The sequence below is a fragment of the Ignavibacteria bacterium genome (assembly GCA_015709655.1).
Taxonomy (GTDB): Bacteria; Bacteroidota; Ignavibacteria; order Kapaibacteriales; family Kapaibacteriaceae; genus OLB6.
Genome location: CP054181.1, coordinates 291,803 through 312,020, shown reverse-complemented (window position 1 = coordinate 312,020; position 20,218 = coordinate 291,803). Strand labels below are relative to the sequence as shown.

Genomic DNA, 20,218 nt, shown 5'->3' with positions numbered 1-20,218 from the left:
GACAATGGGAATCAGTCGCGTCATGGTTCAGCCCCGTTGGATTCAGGCAGCGTTTGATCTGCTTGCACTGGTGTGCAGCTTTGCCGTTTTCTTGTTGGTACGAACAGTTGCCATCTCCGAGCCCCTTGCTCCGTTCACCGTGTCGGACGCGATTCTTGTAGGTGTTGTTGTAGCATTGATGTGGATGGCTGTGTTCTGGCTTGCCGGACTGTACCGGAACTACTACGTCCGGTCTCCGTTCGAAGAAGCGTTTGTTGTGATGCGGACAGTGTTTGTCTGGTCGGTCCTGTTTTATCTACTTATTTACATCGACAGCCCTGAGCACTACCAGAATTCGCCACGGTACATTTTTATTGTCTACTGGTTACTGGTGAGTGCAAGCGTCACGAGCGGACGCCTGGCTGCACGAATACTGCAGCAGAGGCTTTTTCAAAGCGGCAGAATGTCAATTACGACCGTGGTCGTAGGATCCGGGTATGCTCTCAAACACCTTCAGTCTGCCATTGCTCATTCAAAACGCTACCGTTACAAAGTATTGGATGTTGTTGAATATCCACTGTTTTCACAGGGGAAGCAGCAGTCAGCAGCCCTTACGGTGCAGCTGCGCTCAACACTTGAAAACCATCGGCCGGAAGAACTGCATATTTCAATGGAAAAACCCGACCATGATGAGCTGCTTGCTGTAGTTGCCGAGGGGTCGAATGCCGGGTGTAACGTGATGATTGTACCTGACATGTATGCCATTGTGAGCGGACAAACCAGAACTCAGTTCAGGTACGGCTCGGAACTGATTCATGTGAATCCTGAACTGATGAAACCTTGGGAAGAAGCTGCCAAGAGAATTACCGACATCACCATAAGTCTGCTAATCTTGCTGATTGGTCTTCCCGTGTGGATGTTGCTTGCCATTGGAGTACGCCTAAGCTCGCGGGGTCCCGTTTTCTTTATGCAGAAAAGGGTTGGACGCCATGGTCATATATTTACCATGCTGAAGTTCAGATCGATGGTTGTGGATGAAAACAGGGGAGAAACATGGACGGCACACAACGACCCGCGCGTTACCCGGTTCGGATGGCTGTTACGGAAAACCCATCTGGACGAAGTGCCGCAGTTTTTAAATGTACTGCGCGGTGAGATGAGTCTGGTTGGTCCCCGCCCGGAACAACCCGCCTATGTTGAACGGTTTTCGAAAGAAATACCTTATTATAAGCGACGACTTAAAGTGAAGCCCGGAATTACCGGCTGGTGGCAGGTGAAGGCCAAGAGCAATGACGAGTCACGTGAGGAGATTGAGTCACGCCTGCGCTACGACTTTTATTACATCGAAAACCTGAGTTTTATGCTGGATATTGAAATTTTGGTTCGAACAGTTTTTGTCTTGGTTTCGGGGCACGGAAGAGCATGAAATCAATCGTGTGTATACCAACTTATAACGAGCACCAGAATATTGCACGGATGCTGGATAGCCTGCATGCGGTTTTACCTGAACTGCACATTCTGGTTATTGACGATGCTTCGCCTGATGGTACTGCAGCAATTGTAAAACAGCGCATGGAAACCGATAATCGGATTCACCTTATCGAGCGAAGTGGTAAACTGGGCTTGGGAACAGCATACTGCAGGGGCTTCGAATATGCACTGTCACAAGGGTATGAGGTGGTGTATCAGATGGATGCTGACTTTTCGCATGATCCGCCTGACCTTTTGCGCTTTGAAAAAGAATTACAAGATTTCGACCTGATCATTGGGTCGCGCTATGTGCAGGGGGTAAACGTGGTTAACTGGCCAATGTCCCGCCTGCTTCTCAGCTGGTTTGCCAACCTTTATACGCGGTGTATCACGGGCATGCCCATCGCCGATGCAACGGGTGGTTTTAAAGCATACAGGGCCACCACACTAAGCAAGATCGATCTTACAAAGATTCGCAGTAACGGGTATGCATTTCAAATCGAGATGAATTACCGGGCATGGCGGTCAGGTGCCCGGATTAAGGAAATACCGATTATCTTCATCGACAGAGTGAGCGGCGAAAGTAAGATGAGCAAGAATATAATCTGGGAAGCAGCTTTCCTGGTGTGGAAACTGAAACTTAACACCCTGTTTACGTTCGGCGCAAAGTGACGCTTGCTGAACACCATCCTGGAACCTCGGCAGATATGCCTCTGGTTAGCGTCCTGATTGTAAACTATAATGTAAAAGATTATCTGATCCAGTGTCTGCGAAGTATTGAGCTGACCGACCATGGGATTCCGTATGAAGTTGTTGTTGTTGATAATGCATCGGCTGATAACAGCATGGATGACGTTGTCCCCCTGTTCCCATGGGTGAAATGGATTCAGCTGTCGGAAAACATTGGATTTGGCAGAGCAAACAACAAAGGACTGGAGTATTGTTCGGCACCGTATGTGCTGTTCCTGAATCCTGACACGATTATTGCCAGGGATACGCTTCTGGTGATGGTGAGGTATTTAAAGGAGCACCCCGAAGTTGGCCTGGCCGGGTGCAAGGTGCTGAACCCTGACGGTACATTTCAGTTGGCGTGCAGGCGGGGTCTGCCCACGCCATGGGCTTCGTTTTGCAAACTGTTTGGCCTGCAATCGTTGTTTCCAAACAGCAGGGTATTTGCAGGATATAACCTTACCTACTTATTAACTAACGAAACATACAATGTTGATGCCCTGATTGGTGCGTTTATGATGGGGCCTCGTGACCTCATTCTGAATATGGGAGGATTCGATCCCGAGTACTTTATGTACGGTGAGGATCTTGACCTGTGTTATCGGATTCAGAAAGCCGGCTATGATATCCGGTATGTGCACGAGACCAGTATCATTCACTTTAAAGGTGAGAGTACCCGACGCAGCTCGATTAACGAAGTAAAAGTATTTTATGATGCCATGGAAATCTTTGCGCGCAAGCACTTTGGCAGCAGCGCAATCTTTTTGTGGATGATGCGGATTGGCATCTCACTGCGGTCGGTCCTTGAACGCATTTTCAGGCGTCGCATCAACGCCCTCATGATGGTCGCCGATGTTGTCAGCATCCTGATTGCCCTCCTTACCGCTACATGGATCCGTTTTGACAGTCCGTTCGGCTTCCCTGAATACGCCTACCCGCTTGTACTGTTTGCCGTACCTGCCGTTATTGTTTTTTCATTGCTGGGTGTAGGCGAATACGTAGAACATACGCCAACCTTCCGGAGAAGTTTACTGGGCTTACTGATTGGCTCGTTTGTGCTGAGTTCGCTGACATATTTCTTTAAGGAGTATGCGTTTTCACGGGGCGTACTGCTGATGACGATAGCGTTTACAGGCTGCTCGATGCTGCTTTCGCGAGGGATGGTACAGTTGTACGACAGCTGGCGCGGCCGTAACCGAATTCGGTACATCGTTGTGGTTGGGCTTACAGAAGAAGCATCGGCAATTATCAGAAAACTGCAGACGGTTGAACACCGGTATGCTGCCGTTGTGGGTATTGTGAGTACAGAACCATTTACCGAATCATCATTCTCAGGGATACCAATCGTTGGAACCGTTTCGATGTTGAACAAAATCGTTCGTGACCTGAAGGCTGATGAGGTTATCCTTGCCGATCCAGCCTTTACACGAGATCAGGCCATGGTGCTGATGCAGCGCTGTGCCCAGTCCGGTGCGCGCTTTCATCTGGCTACCGACTATTCATCGGTCATCACAGCCCGGATTATTAACGATGTTTCAGGCATTGAACCTACAATTATCCAAGCCCCCTTACTCAATTTTCGTAATCGGATTGCAAAACGGATCTTTGATATCTGCCTTTCGGCCATTGCGCTGGTCGTGATTCTTGTTCGTATATTACTGGTACGGAAAAGGGCTGTACAACAGTGGAAGCGTATGCTTGGTGTTCTTCAAGGTAAGGCGTCGGTTGTTGGTCTGTTTCCGGATGGCAAAAATCGTCCGGCAGGAAAGCCCGGTCTTACCGGCCTGGTTCAGCTGGCAGGTCCTGACCGGTTAGATGCCGCTGCGATTGAATCACTCAATGATTACTACGTAGAACATTACACGTTGGCACTCGATGCTGACATTGTTATCAAACACTTACTCGGCAAACATCGTGGCAAGTATAGTTCTTGATTTTGAAAAGCCAATCGTTGAACTGGAGCAAAAAATCCAGGAAATGAAGTCGCTTACCGATACCCTGGATATTCAGCCGCAAATCACAGTTCTTGAAGACCAGGTTGAAAAACTACGGCTGGAGGTGTACCAAAATCTTACCCGGTGGCAGCGGGTTCAGATTGCACGTCACCCGGAACGGCCGTACACACTGGATTATGCATCACATTGCTTCACTGATTTTATTCAGTTGCACGGAGACCGTGGTTTCCGTGATGACCCTGCAATCATTGGCGGTATGGCCACGCTGGCCGGCAGATCGGTGATGATACTTGGACATCAGAAGGGTCGTGATACAAAAACCAATGTGTACCGGAATTTTGGCATGCCCAATCCCGAAGGTTATCGCAAGGCGTATCGGCTTATGAAGCTCGCTGAGAAATTTAACCTTCCTGTGATCTGCTTCCTTGATACACCGGGTGCGTATCCCGGGATTGAAGCCGAAGAACGCGGACAAGCCGAAGCCATTGCACGCAACCTTGTCCTGATGGCCGGCCTCCGGGTTCCTATCGTTGTCTGCATTGTTGGAGAAGGGGCTAGCGGCGGCGCGTTGGGTATTGGCGTGGGTGACAGAATCCTGATGCTTGAAAATGCCTGGTATTCGGTGATTGCTCCGGAGAGCTGTTCCTCGATTCTGTGGCGCAGCTGGGACTTTAAAGAAACCGCTGCCGAAGCGTTAAAGCTGACGGCGACCGATCTGTCAGAGGTTGGTATCGTTGACAGGATTGTTCCGGAGCCTATCGGAGGTGCACACAGAAACCCGCAGGCGATGTTCGAGGAAGTACAAAAGGTTCTGTCAGAAACCCTTGACGAACTTGCTGCACTGACTCCGGATGAATTGGTGGTTAAGCGTCGGACAAAGTTCTACGCAATGGGGGTATGGACAGAATAGATAAACAAATTATTACCAATACAGAAACAGGAACAGTGAAATACGTCACTATTATTGTAACATAACTTTCTATTTTGTTGGAGGTTAGCGTATGGGATTATTATCAGGAATACTTGGTAATGCAAGTGCGATTAGCAATGAGGAATTAACAAAGGAATACGCACAGCTGTTGTGCGATGGTGAAGAGATTGAACTGGGGTTTAAGGTAATCCGCGACATGTTCATCTTTACGAATAAGCGACTTATCCTGATTGACAAGCAGGGGATAACAGGAAACAAGACCGAGTATAAGTCAGTTACCTACAAAAGTATTACCCGATTCAGTGTAGAAACGGCTGGACGGTTTGATCTCGATGCTGAACTTAAAATCTGGATTTCCAGTGAGGTTCAGCCGAGCATCAGTAAGCAGTTTAACAAGTCAGTCAACGTGTACGAGGTGCAGCAGGTGCTGGCACAACACGTGCTCGGATAGTACCTGCTACATTCACATCTTAAACACGAGTGTTTTCAAACTGTAGCTTATACAGTTTTGCATACAAACCATTAGCCTGTAGCAGCGCATTGTGGGTTCCAACCTCGGCTACCTCGCCGTGATGGAGCACCACAATGCGGTCTGCCCGCTGAATTGTGCTTAACCTGTGAGCAATGACAATGCTTGTTCTGCCGGTAAGCAAGGTGCTGGTTGACTGCTCGATGATATGCTCGGAATTGGTGTCGATGTTTGCCGTTGCTTCGTCAAGAATAAGGATTTCAGGGTTGGCAACCAGTGCTCTGCAAAACGAGATGAGCTGCTTTTGACCAACACTCAATACTGCACCACGTTCACGAACATGGGTGTTGTATCCGTTGGGCAGGGCACTGATAAAATCGTGTGCTCCTAACGCCTTTGCAGTGGCAATGACCTGCTCGGTAGATATTCCCGGACGGTCTAAGGTTATGTTTTCAAGGACTGTCCGCGAGAATAAAAACACGTCTTGCAGTACGATAGCCATCCGTTTCCGAAGACTCTCCTGGGAGTACTTCCTGATGCTTTGACCATTAACGAAAATCTCACCACGCTGATAATCGTAAAACCGGCTCATCAGACTGATTACGGTACTCTTGCCGGCACCCGTGGCCCCCACCAGTGCAACTGTTTCACCCTTCTGCACGGTGAAGCGTACATTCTGTAAAATCGGAGTAACACCGTCGTATGAAAACGACACGTTGGCAAACTCAATTCCCGTAACCAGGCCGGTGAATTCAACGGCACCGGGTGTGTCAGGCACCGTATCAACCGTATCAAAAAGGGTAAAAATCCGCTCGGAGGCAACAATACTGCTTTGCAACGTATTGTACTTTTCGGTCAGATCCCGCACAGGCCGAAAAAACATTTCAGTGAACTGTGTGAACGCAATAAGAATCCCAACCGTCATAGCACCACCAAGTATGGTACCCGAGGCATACCATAAAACAATACACAGGCTGATTGCACTCAGTAACTCCACCACAGGGAAGAACGTAGCATAGTACATGATGCTTCGATCCTGATACTCCTTGTGCAGCCTGTTGATACCGGCAAACATATTCGTCATACGTTGTTCCTGACGGAACAACTGAACAATACTGATCCCTGTGATAAATTCATTGATAAAAGCATTCATCCTGGCAACTTGCTGACGGATATTATCGTACACCTTACGCACCTTGAACCGGAAGATGAAGGCTGCCGTAAGTAAAAACGGAAGAACCAGGAAGGTAAGTAATGTTAGTTCGACGGAAGTTTGAAACATGAAGAATAAAATCCACAGGATGATCATGATGTCGGAAATCATCATAACCACACCCTGTGAAAATAGTTCGTTCAGCACCTCAACGTCACTGGTAACGCGCGTGATGATGCGTCCTACCGCATTGGTATCGTAAAAGTGAAGTGACAGTCGCTCTACATGGGCATACAGTGCGGTTCGAATATCATACAGAACCTTCTGACCAATCCAGCTCATGACCAGGGTGAGGACGTATTGCAAAGCCCCTTGCAAGAGCAGGAAACCAAAAATGAGCAGTACCAAGACGAACAGTCCGTGAATGTCGCCGGTTGCGATATGCTCATCAATTGCGATTTGGGTAAGGTAGGGGCGTAACGGACCTAATGCCGAGGAGGTAAGAGTAAGCAGAACAGCACCGGCCAATACAAAAGTGTACGGCCTCAGAAATCTGAACAACCTGCGCGCATGCGATGCCTTCCGTGGTTTATCATTGCCTTGTGTCACAACACGAAACTACGTCAGACGGCACGTTCCCGAAACAGAGGGTTGGCTGGCGGCAGGGGAGCATGGAGCGCCGTTATCGTATTTTCGGTCATGTTTTCGATTACCCCCTATGGTGCCGCCGGCGAGGTTACCGGCTCGGCATACCTTGTACGAACCAAGCGATGTACCGTTCTGGTTGATTTTGGAATGTTTCAGGGCGATAAGGAAGATGATGCACGAAATGTTGTCCCGGGTGACATTCACCGAGCCGATATAGATGCGGTATTGCTCACGCATGCACACCTGGACCACTGCGGACGTTTGCCGCTGCTGGTTCGTGACGGATATCGTAAGCATATTTATGGTACCGAGGCAACCAGAGATCTGGTTGAACTTGTCCTTACGGATGCGGCTCACATTCAGGAGATGGACTTTGAGCGTAGGCAGCGGCAGGCAAAAAAACGAGGTCATAAGCTTCCGCGGACAGAAGCACCGCTGTTTGATGCGGACGATGTTAGAAAGGTGTTAAGCCTGTTCAGACTGGTTGAATATAACCTGCGTATAGAAGTTGCACCCGGTTTACATGCCGAATGGATCGAGGCTGGACACATGCTCGGGTCTGCCAGTATCGTCCTTGAAACAACCAACGAAAGAGTGGTCTTCAGTGGTGATGTTGGCCACATCGGATTGCCATATCTGCGTGACCCCGAACCCCCTTCGGGTCCGTTTAATATTGTTGTGTGCGAGAGTACCTATGGAGACCGCAATCATCAGGACAGAGAACAGACCCTGAAGCAGTTTTCCAACATCATGGTTGAAGCTGTCCGCACGAACGGTAAGGTGTTAATACCATCGTTTGCAATTGGCCGGTCACAGAACATGCTGTACCATCTGGCGGAGCTGTTTCGTACCAAGGTGATTCCCCGAATACCAATTTACCTTGACAGTCCGATGGCAATAGAGGCTTCCGAAATTTACGCCATCCATGCCGACCTGTTTGATGATGAAAGTACAGAGCTGATAGAACAAGGAGAAATGCGCAGAGATCTACGGACAGTTCGCTTTGTGTATGACGCTGATGAAAGCAGGGCAATTAACGATGCAAAGGGCCCGTATGTTGTCATTGCCGGTGCAGGTATGTGTAATGCCGGCAGAATTCTTCATCACCTTCGTCACCACATCAGCGATCCGCTCACCCACGTTGTTATTACCGGTTATCAGGCACACGGTTCGCTTGGTCGTAAACTTGTTGAGGGTGCAGAGCATATCACAATCATGGGTGAGCATAAGGAAGTGAATGCTACCATCCATACATTAGGCGGATTGAGTGCCCATGCCGATCAGGCCGGTCTTATGCGCTGGCTAACAGCAGTGCTGGCAAACCGTGACGGTCGTACTCCGCACGTGTTACTTACCCATGGCGAGGATGATGCCCGGGATGCTCTGGGCACAATGGTTGCCGAAACTTTTGATGTTGATGTTGTTTTACCTTTTTATGGAATCAGTCTGGAGCTGCAGGCATGAGAGTTGAACATGATTTCTTAGGCGAACGGGAGATCCCCGCCGATGCGTACTATGGTGTGCAAACGCTGCGCGCCAGCGAGAATTTTCATATCACCGGTATTAAACTTGGTTCACTTCGCAGCTTTATTGCTGCCCTTGGATACGTAAAAAAAGCTGCCGCACTGGCGAACAGGGATCTTGGCGTAATCCCCGCCGATATTGCTGACGCAATCGTGCAGGCATGCGACAGTGTGATTAACGGTGAATTAGATGATCAGTTTATTGTTGATGTTATTCAAGGCGGTGCCGGTACCAGCACCAACATGAATGCAAACGAGGTGATCGCAAACAAGGCGCTGGAAATACTTGGACATCCAAAGGGGCAGTATTCCATTGTGAGTCCCAACGATCATGTGAACTGTTCACAAAGTACCAATGATGCATATCCAACAGCGTTCCGGCTGGCTGTCTGGTACGAACTTCATTTTCTGATTGATGAGATCGAGAGGCTGAGTTCGTCGTTTCAAACCAAATCTGCAGAGTTTAAGGATGTCCTGAAAATGGGTCGTACCCAGCTTCAGGATGCAGTGCCAATGACCCTTGGACTGGAGTTTGGGGCCTTTGCGGTGAATATCAGCGAAGATGCAGCCCGTTTGCGAGAAACACGCAGCCTGGTCACCGAGATCAACCTTGGCGCTACCGCTATCGGTACCAGCATTAACGCTCCGGAAGGGTATCCCCAGCTTGCAACTGCATACCTAAAAAAAATTACCAAGGTGGATGTTACACTTGCCGAGCACCTTGTGGAAGCTACCTGGGATACCGGAGCTTACGTGCAAATCAGCGGAGTGCTGAAAAGGGTTGCCGTGAAGCTATCAAAAATCTGCAATGACCTTCGGCTGCTGTCATCCGGGCCCCGTGCAGGTTTAAACGAGATTAATCTTCCTCGGATGCAGCCGGGTAGCAGCATCATGCCCGGGAAAGTGAATCCCGTAATTCCGGAAGTTGTAAACCAGGTTTGCTACCGTGTTATTGGTAATGATGTTACTATCTCGTTTGCGTCAGAGGCCGGTCAGCTTCAGCTTAACGTCATGGAGCCTGTTATCGCATTTTGCTTGTTCCAGAGTATGAGTATGCTTACCAACGCCTGCATTACACTTCGGGAGCGGTGTGTGGACGGCATCACCGCAAATGCAGAGCATACAAAGAGCATGGTCCTTAAGAGTATTGGCATTGTTACTGCCCTTAACCCAATCCTTGGTTACGAGGTTTCTGCAGAAATTGCGGCCGAAGCTATGCAGACAGGTGAAGCCATCCCCGACATCGTGCGGCGCAAGGGACTCTTATCCGATGAAAAACTTGCCGAAGTGTTTTCAATTGAAAACCTGATGAGACCAAAGTTTATCCGGTAACGGAAAGCGGCGAAGCAGATTCAATGGCGTAGCCTACCTGGAGCACGATTAGCCTTCAAGGGACGGGTAAAGCGGGAACTTTTGGCAGAAGTTGCTGACGTCAGCCTTAACCTGGTTGTGCACGGTAGGATCGTCCACGCTGGTAAGAACCGTGTCGATAAAATGAGCAATGGTTCGCATATCGTCGGCAGTCATGCCTCGGCTTGTCATTGCTGCCGACCCCAGCCGAATCCCCGATGTAACCAGCGGCGGCTGTGTGTCATACGGCACCGCATTTTTATTACAGGTAATGCCCGAGGCATCAAGCGCAATTTCTGCTTTTTTACCGGTAAGGTTTTTATTGCGCAGATCAATCAGCATCAGGTGGTTGTCGGTTCCGCCGCTTACCACGTTGTAGTCCATTTTCATCAGTTCGTCGGCAAGTGCGGCAGCGTTCGAAATCACGGTATCAATGTAGGTTCCAAAAGCATCACTCAGAGCTTCGCCAAAGGCCACGGCCTTGCCCGCTATCACGTGCATGAGTGGGCCTCCCTGGATGCCGGGCATCACCATGCTGTCAATCAGTTCACTCATCATCTTCACGCGACCACTCTTGGGAGCTACCTTCCCAAACGGGTTCTCGACGTCTTTTCCGAGAAGGATGAGTCCGCCACGCGGACCCCGTAATGTTTTGTGAGTGGTGGATGTTACTACGTCGCAGTATGGTACCGGACTCATAAGCCTGCCCTTAGCGATAAGGCCGGCAGGGTGGGCAATATCGGCAAGTAAAAAGGCACCAACCTTGTTGGCAATTGCCTTGAATGCCGCAAAATCAATTTCACGGGAATAGGCACTGGCGCCAACGGTAATCATCTTTGGCTTGTGCTTAACCGCCAGGTCTTCTACAACGTTGTAGTCAATACGTCCGGTTTCACGGTTAAGTCCATACGGGATGAAATTGTAAAAAATACCACTAAAGTTTACGGGTGAGCCATGCGTCAGGTGGCCGCCATGCGAGAGGTCCATACCCAGGACGGTATCGCCGGGCTGCAAGTACGTAAAGTACACGCCCATATTGGCGCCACTGCCGCTGTGAGGCTGAACGTTTGCATATTCCGCACCAAAGAGTTGCTTAACCCGGTCGCGAGCCAGGTCCTCGACAACATCCACCCACTCGCATCCTCCGTAATACCGTTTACCCGGGTACCCTTCGGCATACTTATTTGTAAGTATGCTGCCTTGTGCCTCCATAACTGCCAGCGAGGTAAAGTTCTCGCTGGCAATTAACTCAAGTTTGTCTCTTTGGCGCTGATATTCGTTTGTAAGGACGGAGAAAACCTCCGCGTCTGTCCTGGCAACGGTTTCGTACATGTTGTAAACGTAGTAAATGGTGTGTAGAGCAATGATAAACTAAGTTGGTATCAGGCGTCAGGCTATTTGCTGACAACGATCCGGGTGACACGTGTTTCGGAGGTGGTGCGGGCAACCAGCGTCCACAATCCTGCCGACAGCTGTGAGGTTTGAATTTGCACCGGCAGCATTGTAAATCGTGAATCGAATACCCGTACGGACTGTCCCGCCGGGTTCACCGCATCAACAACCAGCGGTTGTGTTATCCAGTCGATGGGTACCTGGAGATATGCTACGTCGTTTGTCGGGTTGGGAAACGCTGTAAGGTTTGAAACCTGCGGTGTGTTTTCGGTAACGTTATCCACGGTATTGCCAATGCAGACAGTTTCACCGGAGGAAGCATTAACAACGCACATAAAACCAAATTCTTCATTCTCGGATGGCCAGGAAAAAACCCATGCCGGTGTATTCTCAGGAAAGCCCAGGACTTCTTCTTCGGTTGTTCCTAACACAACTATTCGCGGTAAGCTGTCGGGATATGAAGCTTGAAACTGCTGGAATTGCTGATTACTCTTTAGCTTACCCATAAGGTCGGTGCCTTGCAGAAACTGATTTGGCACCGGAATGAGCGGAAGTTCCATATCATCGCCCAGATCTTCTGACGGAACGTCGATCGGCAACTTTGAGCATGACCCCAGGGCACGTGTTATCGGTACGGTGTACATTGAGTCGGTAGCGGTGCTATGGACCAAGTACAGCCATACCGGAGCCTTGCCGTCATCAAGACTCATTCCCAAATCTATCTGAGATGTTCCCAGAGGCAACGACACACGAACGTTTAAAATGCCAACCACCTTGCCATCACTGACACCATCAACGATGGAAGGCGCAGCAGACTGACAGTCTCCCGGCAGGTATCCCGGGAAGCTGAACTGAGCACTGGCAAGTGTTGCCACGAACAAAAACGGAAGTATTAATTTCTTCATAAAGCCCCCTTAAAAACTATTGTTGGTAGATGGGAAACCCTGATGCAAATGTACGATGCTATTCGTTAAAAAAGTGATTGGTAACGCATTGACAAAAACTGAGCTTAGTAGATTTGTACCCATGACCAAAAGTGAATGGCTCGAAGCTGCGCGCACCGTGTTGGCTTCACGTATCATGGATACAATCGAAGAAACAGAATTTGTCCCCAAGGGATTAGCCTCATATCAGTTTTCCGCTACCGGACACGAGCTGTCGCAAGTGCTTGTAGCACGCTGTCTTACGCATGGACGCGACGGATCCACGGTGTACTACCGGTCTCGTCCGTTTGTGCTGGCTGCCGGTATGACACTCGAAGAAGGATTTGCCGGTCCACTGGGCCGAGCGGGCAGCCGAAACGGTGGACGTGACATTGGGGTGGTTCACCATTTACCGAACCGCCGTGGTGTTACGGTGCTTCCGTCCAGTGGCGACGTTGGGGCGCAGTACACCCCTGCTGTGGGATGGGCCCAGGCCATCGTGTACCATACCAAGGTTCTTGGCAATGAGCAGTGGAAAGGGGCTGTGGCCGTTGCCCATGGCGGTGATGGTTCTACTGCATCAAACGGCTTCTGGTCGGCGTTAAACATTGCCACCACAATGCGGCTTCCCATGATTTTCTATATTGCCGATAACGGCTGGGGGATCAGCGTTCCCAGTACAGCACAGACTCCTGGCGGCAACATTGCCGAAAATCTGGCTTCGTTTACCGGACTTCGGATCGTGGATATCGACGGGACCAATCCCGAAGAAGCATCGCGGTTGATTGAAAAGAGTGTCGCACATGTACGCGAAACCAGTACACCCACGCTGATGCGGATTAGGGAGGCAAGAATCTGCGGACATTCCAGTGCTGATAACCAGTCGTATAAGACTCCCGAACAGCGCACTGACGAACTCAACAAAGACCCAGTCCCGCGCCTGAAAGAATTTCTGATCAGGAAAAAGTACCTCGACGAAGAAGGGTGGAACTCACTCTATACGGAGGTCGAAGCAGACGTGCGGGCTGCTGCACACAAGGCTTTGGAGCAACCGGAGCCGGTACCCGAAGATGCGTTCTCAAAGGTATTTGCAGAGCCCGCCTTGGTTCCAAAGCACGGAGGGATGGCAGCAGACGGACTTGTGCCTCCTGCTGGATCTGATGTCCCAGATGAACAGGGCGTCCGTATCAACATGATTGACGGAATCCGAAAAACACTTGATTCAGAGCTTACGGTAAATCCCAGGGTTCTGGTTTTTGGCGAAGATGTGGGTGTCAAGGGCGGTGTGCATGGCGCAACCGTTGACCTGCAGCGGACGCATGGTCCAGACAGGGTGTTTGACACATCGCTATCCGAAGAAGGAATCATTGGTCGCTCTATTGGCCTTGCCATTGCCGGCTTGGTTCCTGTTCCCGAAATCCAGTTCAGGAAGTATCTAGACCCCGCAATGGAGCCCATTAACGATACCGGAACACTGCGCTGGCGCACGAATGGTGATTTTGCAGCACCGTATGTTGTACGGATTCCCGTAGGGTACAGCAAACGAACAGGCGACCCGTGGCACAGCGTGAGCGGTGAAGCCATTTTTGCACATACGATCGGGTGGCGGGTGGCATTCCCGAGTACTGTGGCTGATGCCGTAGGATTGCTCCGAAGTGCCATCCGGGGCAACGACCCAACGTTTTTCCTGGAACACAGGGATCTTCTGGATACCAGACCGGGCAGGGGAAAATATCCCGGTGACAACTATGTTGTTGAGTTTGGCAGAGCGCGGATGCACCGATCCGGCACCAGGGCAACCATTGTTGCATGGGGCGAGATGGTTCATCGTGCCACGGAAGCGGCCGATCGTACCGGGGCCGATGTTGATGTGATTGACCTGAGGACTATTGTTCCGTGGGACAAGGAGATGGTCTTTGAAAGTGTTCGCCGCACCGGACGCTGTTTGGTTGTTCATGAAGACACCATTGCCTGTGGCTTTGGTGCAGAGGTCTCAGCATCAATTTCACAGGAGCTTTTTGCATGGCTGGATGCCCCTGTTATCAGAATTGCCACGGCCAACGTTCCCATACCGTACAACAAGGGAATGATGAATGCGGTTCTACCCAGTGTTGATGCGATTGCCAATCAGCTTCGGAACCTGATGGAATTTTAACCCTTTCCTTGTGTGGCAGCAATGGCCGCGTAGCGCGACGTGTGTACGGGTGTCACAAACACTGTGGTATTGCAGACAGTATGAGCATAATTCCGGTTAATGTGTAACGTAGTACTGTCCACGCAGTGAACTCTTGTGACTAATGAAAAAACTTGTTCTGAAACGAAGCTCTAACCCTCCGTCAGAAAAGCGTTATGCAATTGCGTACCGTGATGTTCTGAACGAAGCGCAGTACAAGGCTGTAATGCACACCAATGGTCCGGCCCTTGTCCTTGCCGGTGCGGGTACCGGTAAAACGCGCACACTTACGTATCGTGTGGCACGGTTGGTAGAGGACGGTGCAGACCCTACATCAATTCTCCTGGTGACCTTTACCCGAAAAGCTGCAGCCGAAATGATACAGCGTGCAGGGGCACTGCTTGGGAAACGCTGTGACAGGATTGCTGGTGGCACCTTTCATGCCTTTGGATACAAGCTTCTGCAGCGTTTTGGTAAAGCGCTCCCGGAGTTTTTCACAACCAAGAGCATTACCGTGCTTGATCAGATGGATGCAGCCGATGCAATGCACCTGGTACGAGCTCGCTTTGACCTGTCAAAGCCAAAGAGCCGTTTTCCGCATGCATCAACACTGTTAAACTTGGCAAGTAAATCAATCAATACAATGACGCCACTGCGGGACATTATCGCAACAGATCTTCCGCGGTTTGTAAAACAGACCGATGAAATTGCTGTTGTTATCCGCGAGTACCAGAAGTATAAACGAGCCAACGCATTGGTTGATTACGACGATTTGCTGTTGTTTACACTGAGTCTTGCCCAACATGAAACGTATGGCACCATGCTGCGAAAGCAATACAAATTCATCATGGTTGACGAGTACCAGGATACCAACGTGCTGCAGCATGCAATCATTACAGCCTTGGCTGGCCGCACCGGCAACGTGATGGCAGTTGGCGATGATGCTCAAAGTATCTACTCGTTTCGCGGTGCCGATATCGCCAATATTCACGCCTTTGCACAATCCTTTGACCACTGTGAAGTTATCACGCTTGAGCAGAACTACCGCAGCACCCAACCCATACTAAACATCTGTAACACCATCATTAGAAACGCTCCCGGTATGTTCAATAAGGAGCTGGTAACATCGCGCGAACACGGCGACCTACCGATCCGGGTAGCATGCGCCACCGAACGTCAGCAAAGTGAATATGTAGTGCAGACAGTTCTTGAACAGCGTGAGCAGGGGATTCCGCTGGGATCGATTGCGGTGTTATTTCGGAACGGGTATCATTCGTTTGATCTCGAGATCGAGCTGGACAGAGCCAACATCCCGTATCGTAAATTTGGCGGCATCCGTTTTGTTGAATCAGCGCACATCAAGGATATCCTGGCCCTGCTCCGAATCACGGAAAACCCGAATGATACCCTTGCATGGTACAGGGTTCTGATGCTCCTCCACGGTGTGGGTACACAAACAGCGCGAACCATTATTGACGGATTTGCGGCTGCTCCCGACCCATTGAATTGCCCCCTTCCCAATCTCCCCGAAAATGTTTCTCACAGTATTACCCAGTTACGGGATATCCTGAAAGGGGCTCAGGCAGATGCACGTCCCGGCAGCCGGACCCAGCTACTGGCAGAATGGTATAAGCCTGTGATGAACCATAAACATGATGATGCCCAGAAACGATGGACGGATATTGAAGTACTGACCAATATCTGCTCCCGGTATGACTCTACCTCGAAATTCCTGGCTGATATTGCACTGGAGCCCCCCAGCCATACGGCTGAAGCACGATCAGCCGACGGTGATGACGAGGAATTTTTAACCCTGAGCACCATTCACAGTGCAAAAGGACTCGAGTGGAACTCAGTGTTTGTTATATCTGTTAATGAAGGCAATATCCCATCGGCACGTAGTCAGGGCAGCAAAGGCATGGTTGAAGAGGAACGGCGTCTGCTGTACGTTGCCTGTACCAGGGCAAAAGACACGCTCATTCTTACCTATCCGCTGGTAACCTACCAACGAGAGCACCATGACGTGCTTGGCATGCCCAGCAGATTCCTTGAAACGGTTTCCGATATGGATTGTTTACAATACATTCTGACGGATTCCGACGATGAAATGTCCGGTTCGGATAGTCGTGGTATCAGCTGAACTTCCTAATTTTGGACTTTTTATGAGCCGGCAGATTAAATTCGGCCAATCCAGAAACTCAATCAGGCATGCACATACCAACTTTGCTGGAACTTGGTGAGGATGTAAAAGCCACGGCGCGGGGCATAGAACGTGCCCCTGACCTGCGTGCCGGGCGGTTGGCAACAACTGTTCTGCTCATTGCAAATGACGCGTTTGTTATAACTGCCGTCCTATGGCTGGCATTAATGATCCGCTCTTTCAGCATCCCAACATCGATCCCGTTTTCTGGCTACGCCCTTATTGGGGCAGCCCTTGTGCTGGGTAACACGCTCGCATCGGCCTGGCGGGGAAACTATCCCGGTTATGGTACGTGTGCAATTGCTGAGCTCAGGAATACATTTTACACGATAACCGGTGTTTTTGCCCTGGTTATAGCGGTTTCGTTCTTTAGCAGAGACTGGCCGCCATACGTCCGTTCTATTTTGCTTGGCTCGTACCTTGTTTCGGTTCCTACGCTTGCCATGGCCAGAATGGCCTTACGACGGTGGCTGGGACGATTCGACTGGTACGGTATTCCGGTTTTAATTGTCGGCGTAAACAGTATGGCAAAACGGACGGTGGATGTTCTTAGAAATCACCGCCAGCTTGGCTTGCGGCCCATGGTCATCGTTGAACCTGATAGCGAAACTGCCGAGTACGGTTATCATGAAGGAGTTCCGGTGATTGGCGGCCTGGAGACGATTGAGCCGATTTGTACAACCTACCGGATAAAGCATGGTATCGTAACGATGCCGCATAAACGTATTGAAAAGGTTCGCTCAATCATTGATGAGTACTGCCAGCACCTTGACCATATTACCGTAATCGGTGAAAACGTAAACCCTTCGGTAATCTGGATTTCAAACACGACTGCCGATGCACAGGCGATTGGAGATGTAGAGCAGCGTCTGCGATATCCTGCCCTTCGGCTCAAGAAGCGACTGTTTGACATAGCGATGGTAATACCGCTGCTGATGCTTGCTCTGCCGATTATGCTTGTGGTCTCGGTTTTGGTTTTGGTGTTGAATGGAAGACCCATCCTGTTCCGTCAGGAGCGGATCGGCGAGAAAGGAAAGAAGTTTACCATCCTAAAATTCCGGACGATGCATAATAACGCCGAGGCCAGGCTTGCGGCAATTCTTGCGGAAGATAGTCGGGCCCGTGAAGAGTACAAACGATACCATAAGCTAAAGGAGGATCCCCGCGTTACCAGGCTTGGACGAATTCTGCGTAAATACTCACTTGATGAACTTCCCCAGCTGTTCAACGTTATCCGAGCCGATATGTCGCTTGTGGGAACACGTCCGCTTGCAGAACGAGAATTTGGTGATCTCTCTGCAGACACCATGAAGCTTGTTGCCAATTTGCAAGAGTACACCAAACCCGGGCTATCTGGACTATGGCAGATTTCAGTTCGAGCTGACGGACCGTTTGAAGAACGCCCGCACATTGACCATTACTATATGCGCAACTGGTCGCTCTTCCTTGACCTGTACATTGTTATCCGAACAGCAGCGGCAGTACTGGGCGGACGAGGCGCATATTGAACACGGTGCTCTTTTTATCACCCAGGTTTCCCTGGCCTCTGATTGGCGGTGACCGGGTAAAGGCATTTCATCTTCTTCGGCTTCTTGCCGATAACAACAGGGTCATCGCCGTGGTTTTTAATCAGTCGGCTGATCTCCCGGCCGAGTATATTCAGGCTATCACCCGTTTGGGGGTTGAGCTCCATGTGGTTAGGCTGAATCCGTTAACAGCCGGTATCGGGTGCATTCGCTCGTTGTGGACCAGCCTTCCGTTGGAAATAGCATACTACACCCGTGATTCGTTTAACGTTGTGGTGGACAACATTCTGAGGCAGGAATCCATAACCGACATCGTTAGCTTTTTCATGCGTACGTCCGAGTATGTGCGCCATACCACGGGCCCACGGAAGATCCTGGTTGCCGAAGACTGCCGGACATTGTATCAGACACGTTCGGCCGATGCAACAGGGTCACTCCTACAACGGCTGGTTCGGTGGTGGGAAGTTCGCAAACTTTCAGGCTACGAAGCGTCGGTGATGACCGATTATGATGCGGTTACGTTTGTAAGCACCACCGATCTTGAAGCTGCCCGCAACCTTAATCCTAAAGGAAGATACCATATTGTTACCAATGGTGTAGATCTGCAGCGGTTTCCGTTTCAGGCACAGCAGGCACATCGAATGAACATTGTGTTTGTGGGAAAACTTGACGTAGAGGCAAATCACATTATGGCAATGCATATTCTTACTGATATCATGCCGCTTGTATGGAACCAGGAGCCGCAGGTTGAGATGCACTTTGTTGGTGCAAACCCAAAGAAGGAACTGCTGAATCGAATTCGTGGTACCGGCGCCAAAGTGTTTGCCAATGTCAGCGATACCGTACCGTACCTGCATCAATCAGCCGTTTTCCTTCATCCTCATCGCGGTGGGTCAGGAATCCAGAACAAACTCCTTGAGGCAATGGCCACCGGATGTCCGGTGGTTACTACTCCAAGTGGTCTGCAAGGCATCAATGCACAACACGGGCAACACTGTCTGGTTGGGACAACCCCATCTGAACTGGCTGCTCATACAGTACAACTGCTCGCCTCCGCTGAACAGCGTGCCAATCTGGCACGAAACGCCTATGAAGTCATTCAGCAGGACCACAATTGGGACCGAATCGGCAAACAGCTGGGGCAGCTCCTGACGCACGAACCCCGATTAACAAGTGCAGTGCAATGAAGGCTTTGTTTGTTGACCGCGACGGTGTAATAAATAAACTGAAAGTTGGTGGCTACATTACCACACCGTCGGAATTTATCGTACTCCCCGACGTGTTCCCATTGCTGACTCATGCTCATCAGCATGGGTATCTTATAATCGTGGCTTCGAATCAGCAGGGAGTAGGTAAGGGGCTTATGACCGATGCTGACCTGCAGGCAGTGCATACCTTCATGCAGGATGAGTTGCGCTCAGCCCTGGGCTTTGGTGTTGATGCAGCCTACTACTGTACTGATCTTGCCGGTACCGGAAGTGTCCGCAGGAAACCAGCCCCCGGTATGCTTCTGGATGCTATCCGTGAATACCAGCTCCAGCCTGTACATTGCTGGTTTGTTGGCGACTCTGTTACCGATGCTGCTGCCGGGCATGCTGCCGGCGTTCATACTGCGCTGGTTGGACCGCACAATCCAACCGATGCAACCATCGTTGCACCCAATCTTAACCTCCTGACATCAGCCCTAATCCCGCATCTGAGGTAAGAGCATCGGCAAAGAGGTATTGGGATACCATCATTAAAATGATTGTTTGCTGCACGGAAATTTTTGAATTGTCCTGTTCTTGCTTAATTTTG

The 20,218-nt window shown here is 50.2% G+C and carries 15 protein-coding genes; 12 read left to right on the top strand and 3 right to left on the bottom strand.

The features are described from left to right. Positions 1-4: 4 nt before the first annotated feature. The 5 genes from HRU79_01260 to HRU79_01240 all read left to right on the top strand — a co-directional run bounded on the left by HRU79_01260 (position 5) and on the right by HRU79_01240 (position 5,515). A complete protein-coding gene (locus HRU79_01260; protein ID QOJ25343.1) occupies positions 5-1,405 on the top strand; it encodes a sugar transferase in 1,401 nt (466 codons plus the stop codon). After that, on the top strand, positions 1,402-2,121 hold the full coding sequence (locus HRU79_01255; protein ID QOJ25342.1) for a polyprenol monophosphomannose synthase: 720 nt from the start codon (positions 1,402-1,404) through the stop codon (positions 2,119-2,121). Before HRU79_01260 ends, HRU79_01255 begins: the two co-directional genes overlap by 4 nt. Further along, positions 2,118-4,112: a glycosyltransferase gene (locus HRU79_01250; protein QOJ25341.1), complete on the top strand. Its 1,995-nt coding sequence runs from the start codon at positions 2,118-2,120 to the stop codon at positions 4,110-4,112. Before HRU79_01255 ends, HRU79_01250 begins: the two co-directional genes overlap by 4 nt. After that, complete coding sequence (locus HRU79_01245; protein QOJ25340.1) at positions 4,054-5,043, top strand: acetyl-CoA carboxylase carboxyltransferase subunit alpha; 990 nt, start codon at positions 4,054-4,056, stop codon at positions 5,041-5,043. The genes HRU79_01250 and HRU79_01245 overlap by 59 nt, the downstream gene beginning before the upstream one ends. Positions 5,044-5,134: 91 nt before the next feature. Then, positions 5,135-5,515: a PH domain-containing protein gene (locus HRU79_01240; GenBank protein QOJ25339.1), complete on the top strand. Its 381-nt coding sequence runs from the start codon at positions 5,135-5,137 to the stop codon at positions 5,513-5,515. 19 nt (positions 5,516-5,534) lie between these two features. Here HRU79_01240 and HRU79_01235 read toward each other — a convergent pair whose 3' ends face one another. Then, positions 5,535-7,295, bottom strand: coding sequence for an ABC transporter ATP-binding protein (locus HRU79_01235; GenBank protein QOJ25338.1), 1,761 nt, complete (start codon positions 7,293-7,295; stop codon positions 5,535-5,537). Between the two features lie 90 nt (positions 7,296-7,385). Between HRU79_01235 and HRU79_01230 the strand changes: the two genes are divergently transcribed. Both HRU79_01230 and aspA read left to right on the top strand, forming a co-directional pair. Further along, positions 7,386-8,798 carry an MBL fold metallo-hydrolase gene (locus tag HRU79_01230; protein QOJ25337.1) on the top strand — a complete coding sequence of 471 codons (1,413 nt, stop codon included), beginning with the start codon at positions 7,386-7,388 and terminating at the stop codon, positions 8,796-8,798. Next, positions 8,795-10,189, top strand: coding sequence for an aspartate ammonia-lyase (gene aspA, locus HRU79_01225; GenBank protein ID QOJ25336.1), 1,395 nt, complete (start codon positions 8,795-8,797; stop codon positions 10,187-10,189). Before HRU79_01230 ends, aspA begins: the two co-directional genes overlap by 4 nt. 48 nt (positions 10,190-10,237) lie before the next feature. Here aspA and HRU79_01220 read toward each other — a convergent pair whose 3' ends face one another. Beyond that, complete coding sequence (locus tag HRU79_01220) at positions 10,238-11,539, bottom strand: serine hydroxymethyltransferase (protein QOJ25335.1); 1,302 nt, start codon at positions 11,537-11,539, stop codon at positions 10,238-10,240. Positions 11,540-11,601: 62 nt separating this feature from the next. After that, positions 11,602-12,504: a hypothetical protein gene (locus HRU79_01215; GenBank protein ID QOJ25334.1), complete on the bottom strand. Its 903-nt coding sequence runs from the start codon at positions 12,502-12,504 to the stop codon at positions 11,602-11,604. A gap of 55 nt (positions 12,505-12,559) precedes the next feature. Between HRU79_01215 and HRU79_01210 the strand changes: the two genes are divergently transcribed. The 5 genes from HRU79_01210 (at position 12,560) to HRU79_01190 (ending at position 20,126) form a co-directional block, all read left to right on the top strand. Then, positions 12,560-14,677: a pyruvate dehydrogenase gene (locus HRU79_01210; GenBank protein ID QOJ25333.1), complete on the top strand. Its 2,118-nt coding sequence runs from the start codon at positions 12,560-12,562 to the stop codon at positions 14,675-14,677. Between the two features lie 142 nt (positions 14,678-14,819). Further along, positions 14,820-16,835 (top strand): ATP-dependent helicase, encoded by a 2,016-nt coding sequence (locus HRU79_01205; protein QOJ25332.1) that lies wholly within the window; start codon positions 14,820-14,822, stop codon positions 16,833-16,835. A gap of 68 nt (positions 16,836-16,903) precedes the next feature. Beyond that, positions 16,904-18,403 (top strand): exopolysaccharide biosynthesis polyprenyl glycosylphosphotransferase, encoded by a 1,500-nt coding sequence (locus HRU79_01200; GenBank protein ID QOJ25331.1) that lies wholly within the window; start codon positions 16,904-16,906, stop codon positions 18,401-18,403. 5 nt (positions 18,404-18,408) lie between these two features. Then, the gene (locus tag HRU79_01195; protein ID QOJ25330.1) at positions 18,409-19,608 is read left to right on the top strand and encodes a glycosyltransferase; all 1,200 of its coding nucleotides are present in this window, start codon (positions 18,409-18,411) and stop codon (positions 19,606-19,608) included. Further along, complete coding sequence (locus HRU79_01190; GenBank protein ID QOJ25329.1) at positions 19,605-20,126, top strand: HAD-IIIA family hydrolase; 522 nt, start codon at positions 19,605-19,607, stop codon at positions 20,124-20,126. The genes HRU79_01195 and HRU79_01190 overlap by 4 nt, the downstream gene beginning before the upstream one ends. Positions 20,127-20,218: the final 92 nt, after the last annotated feature.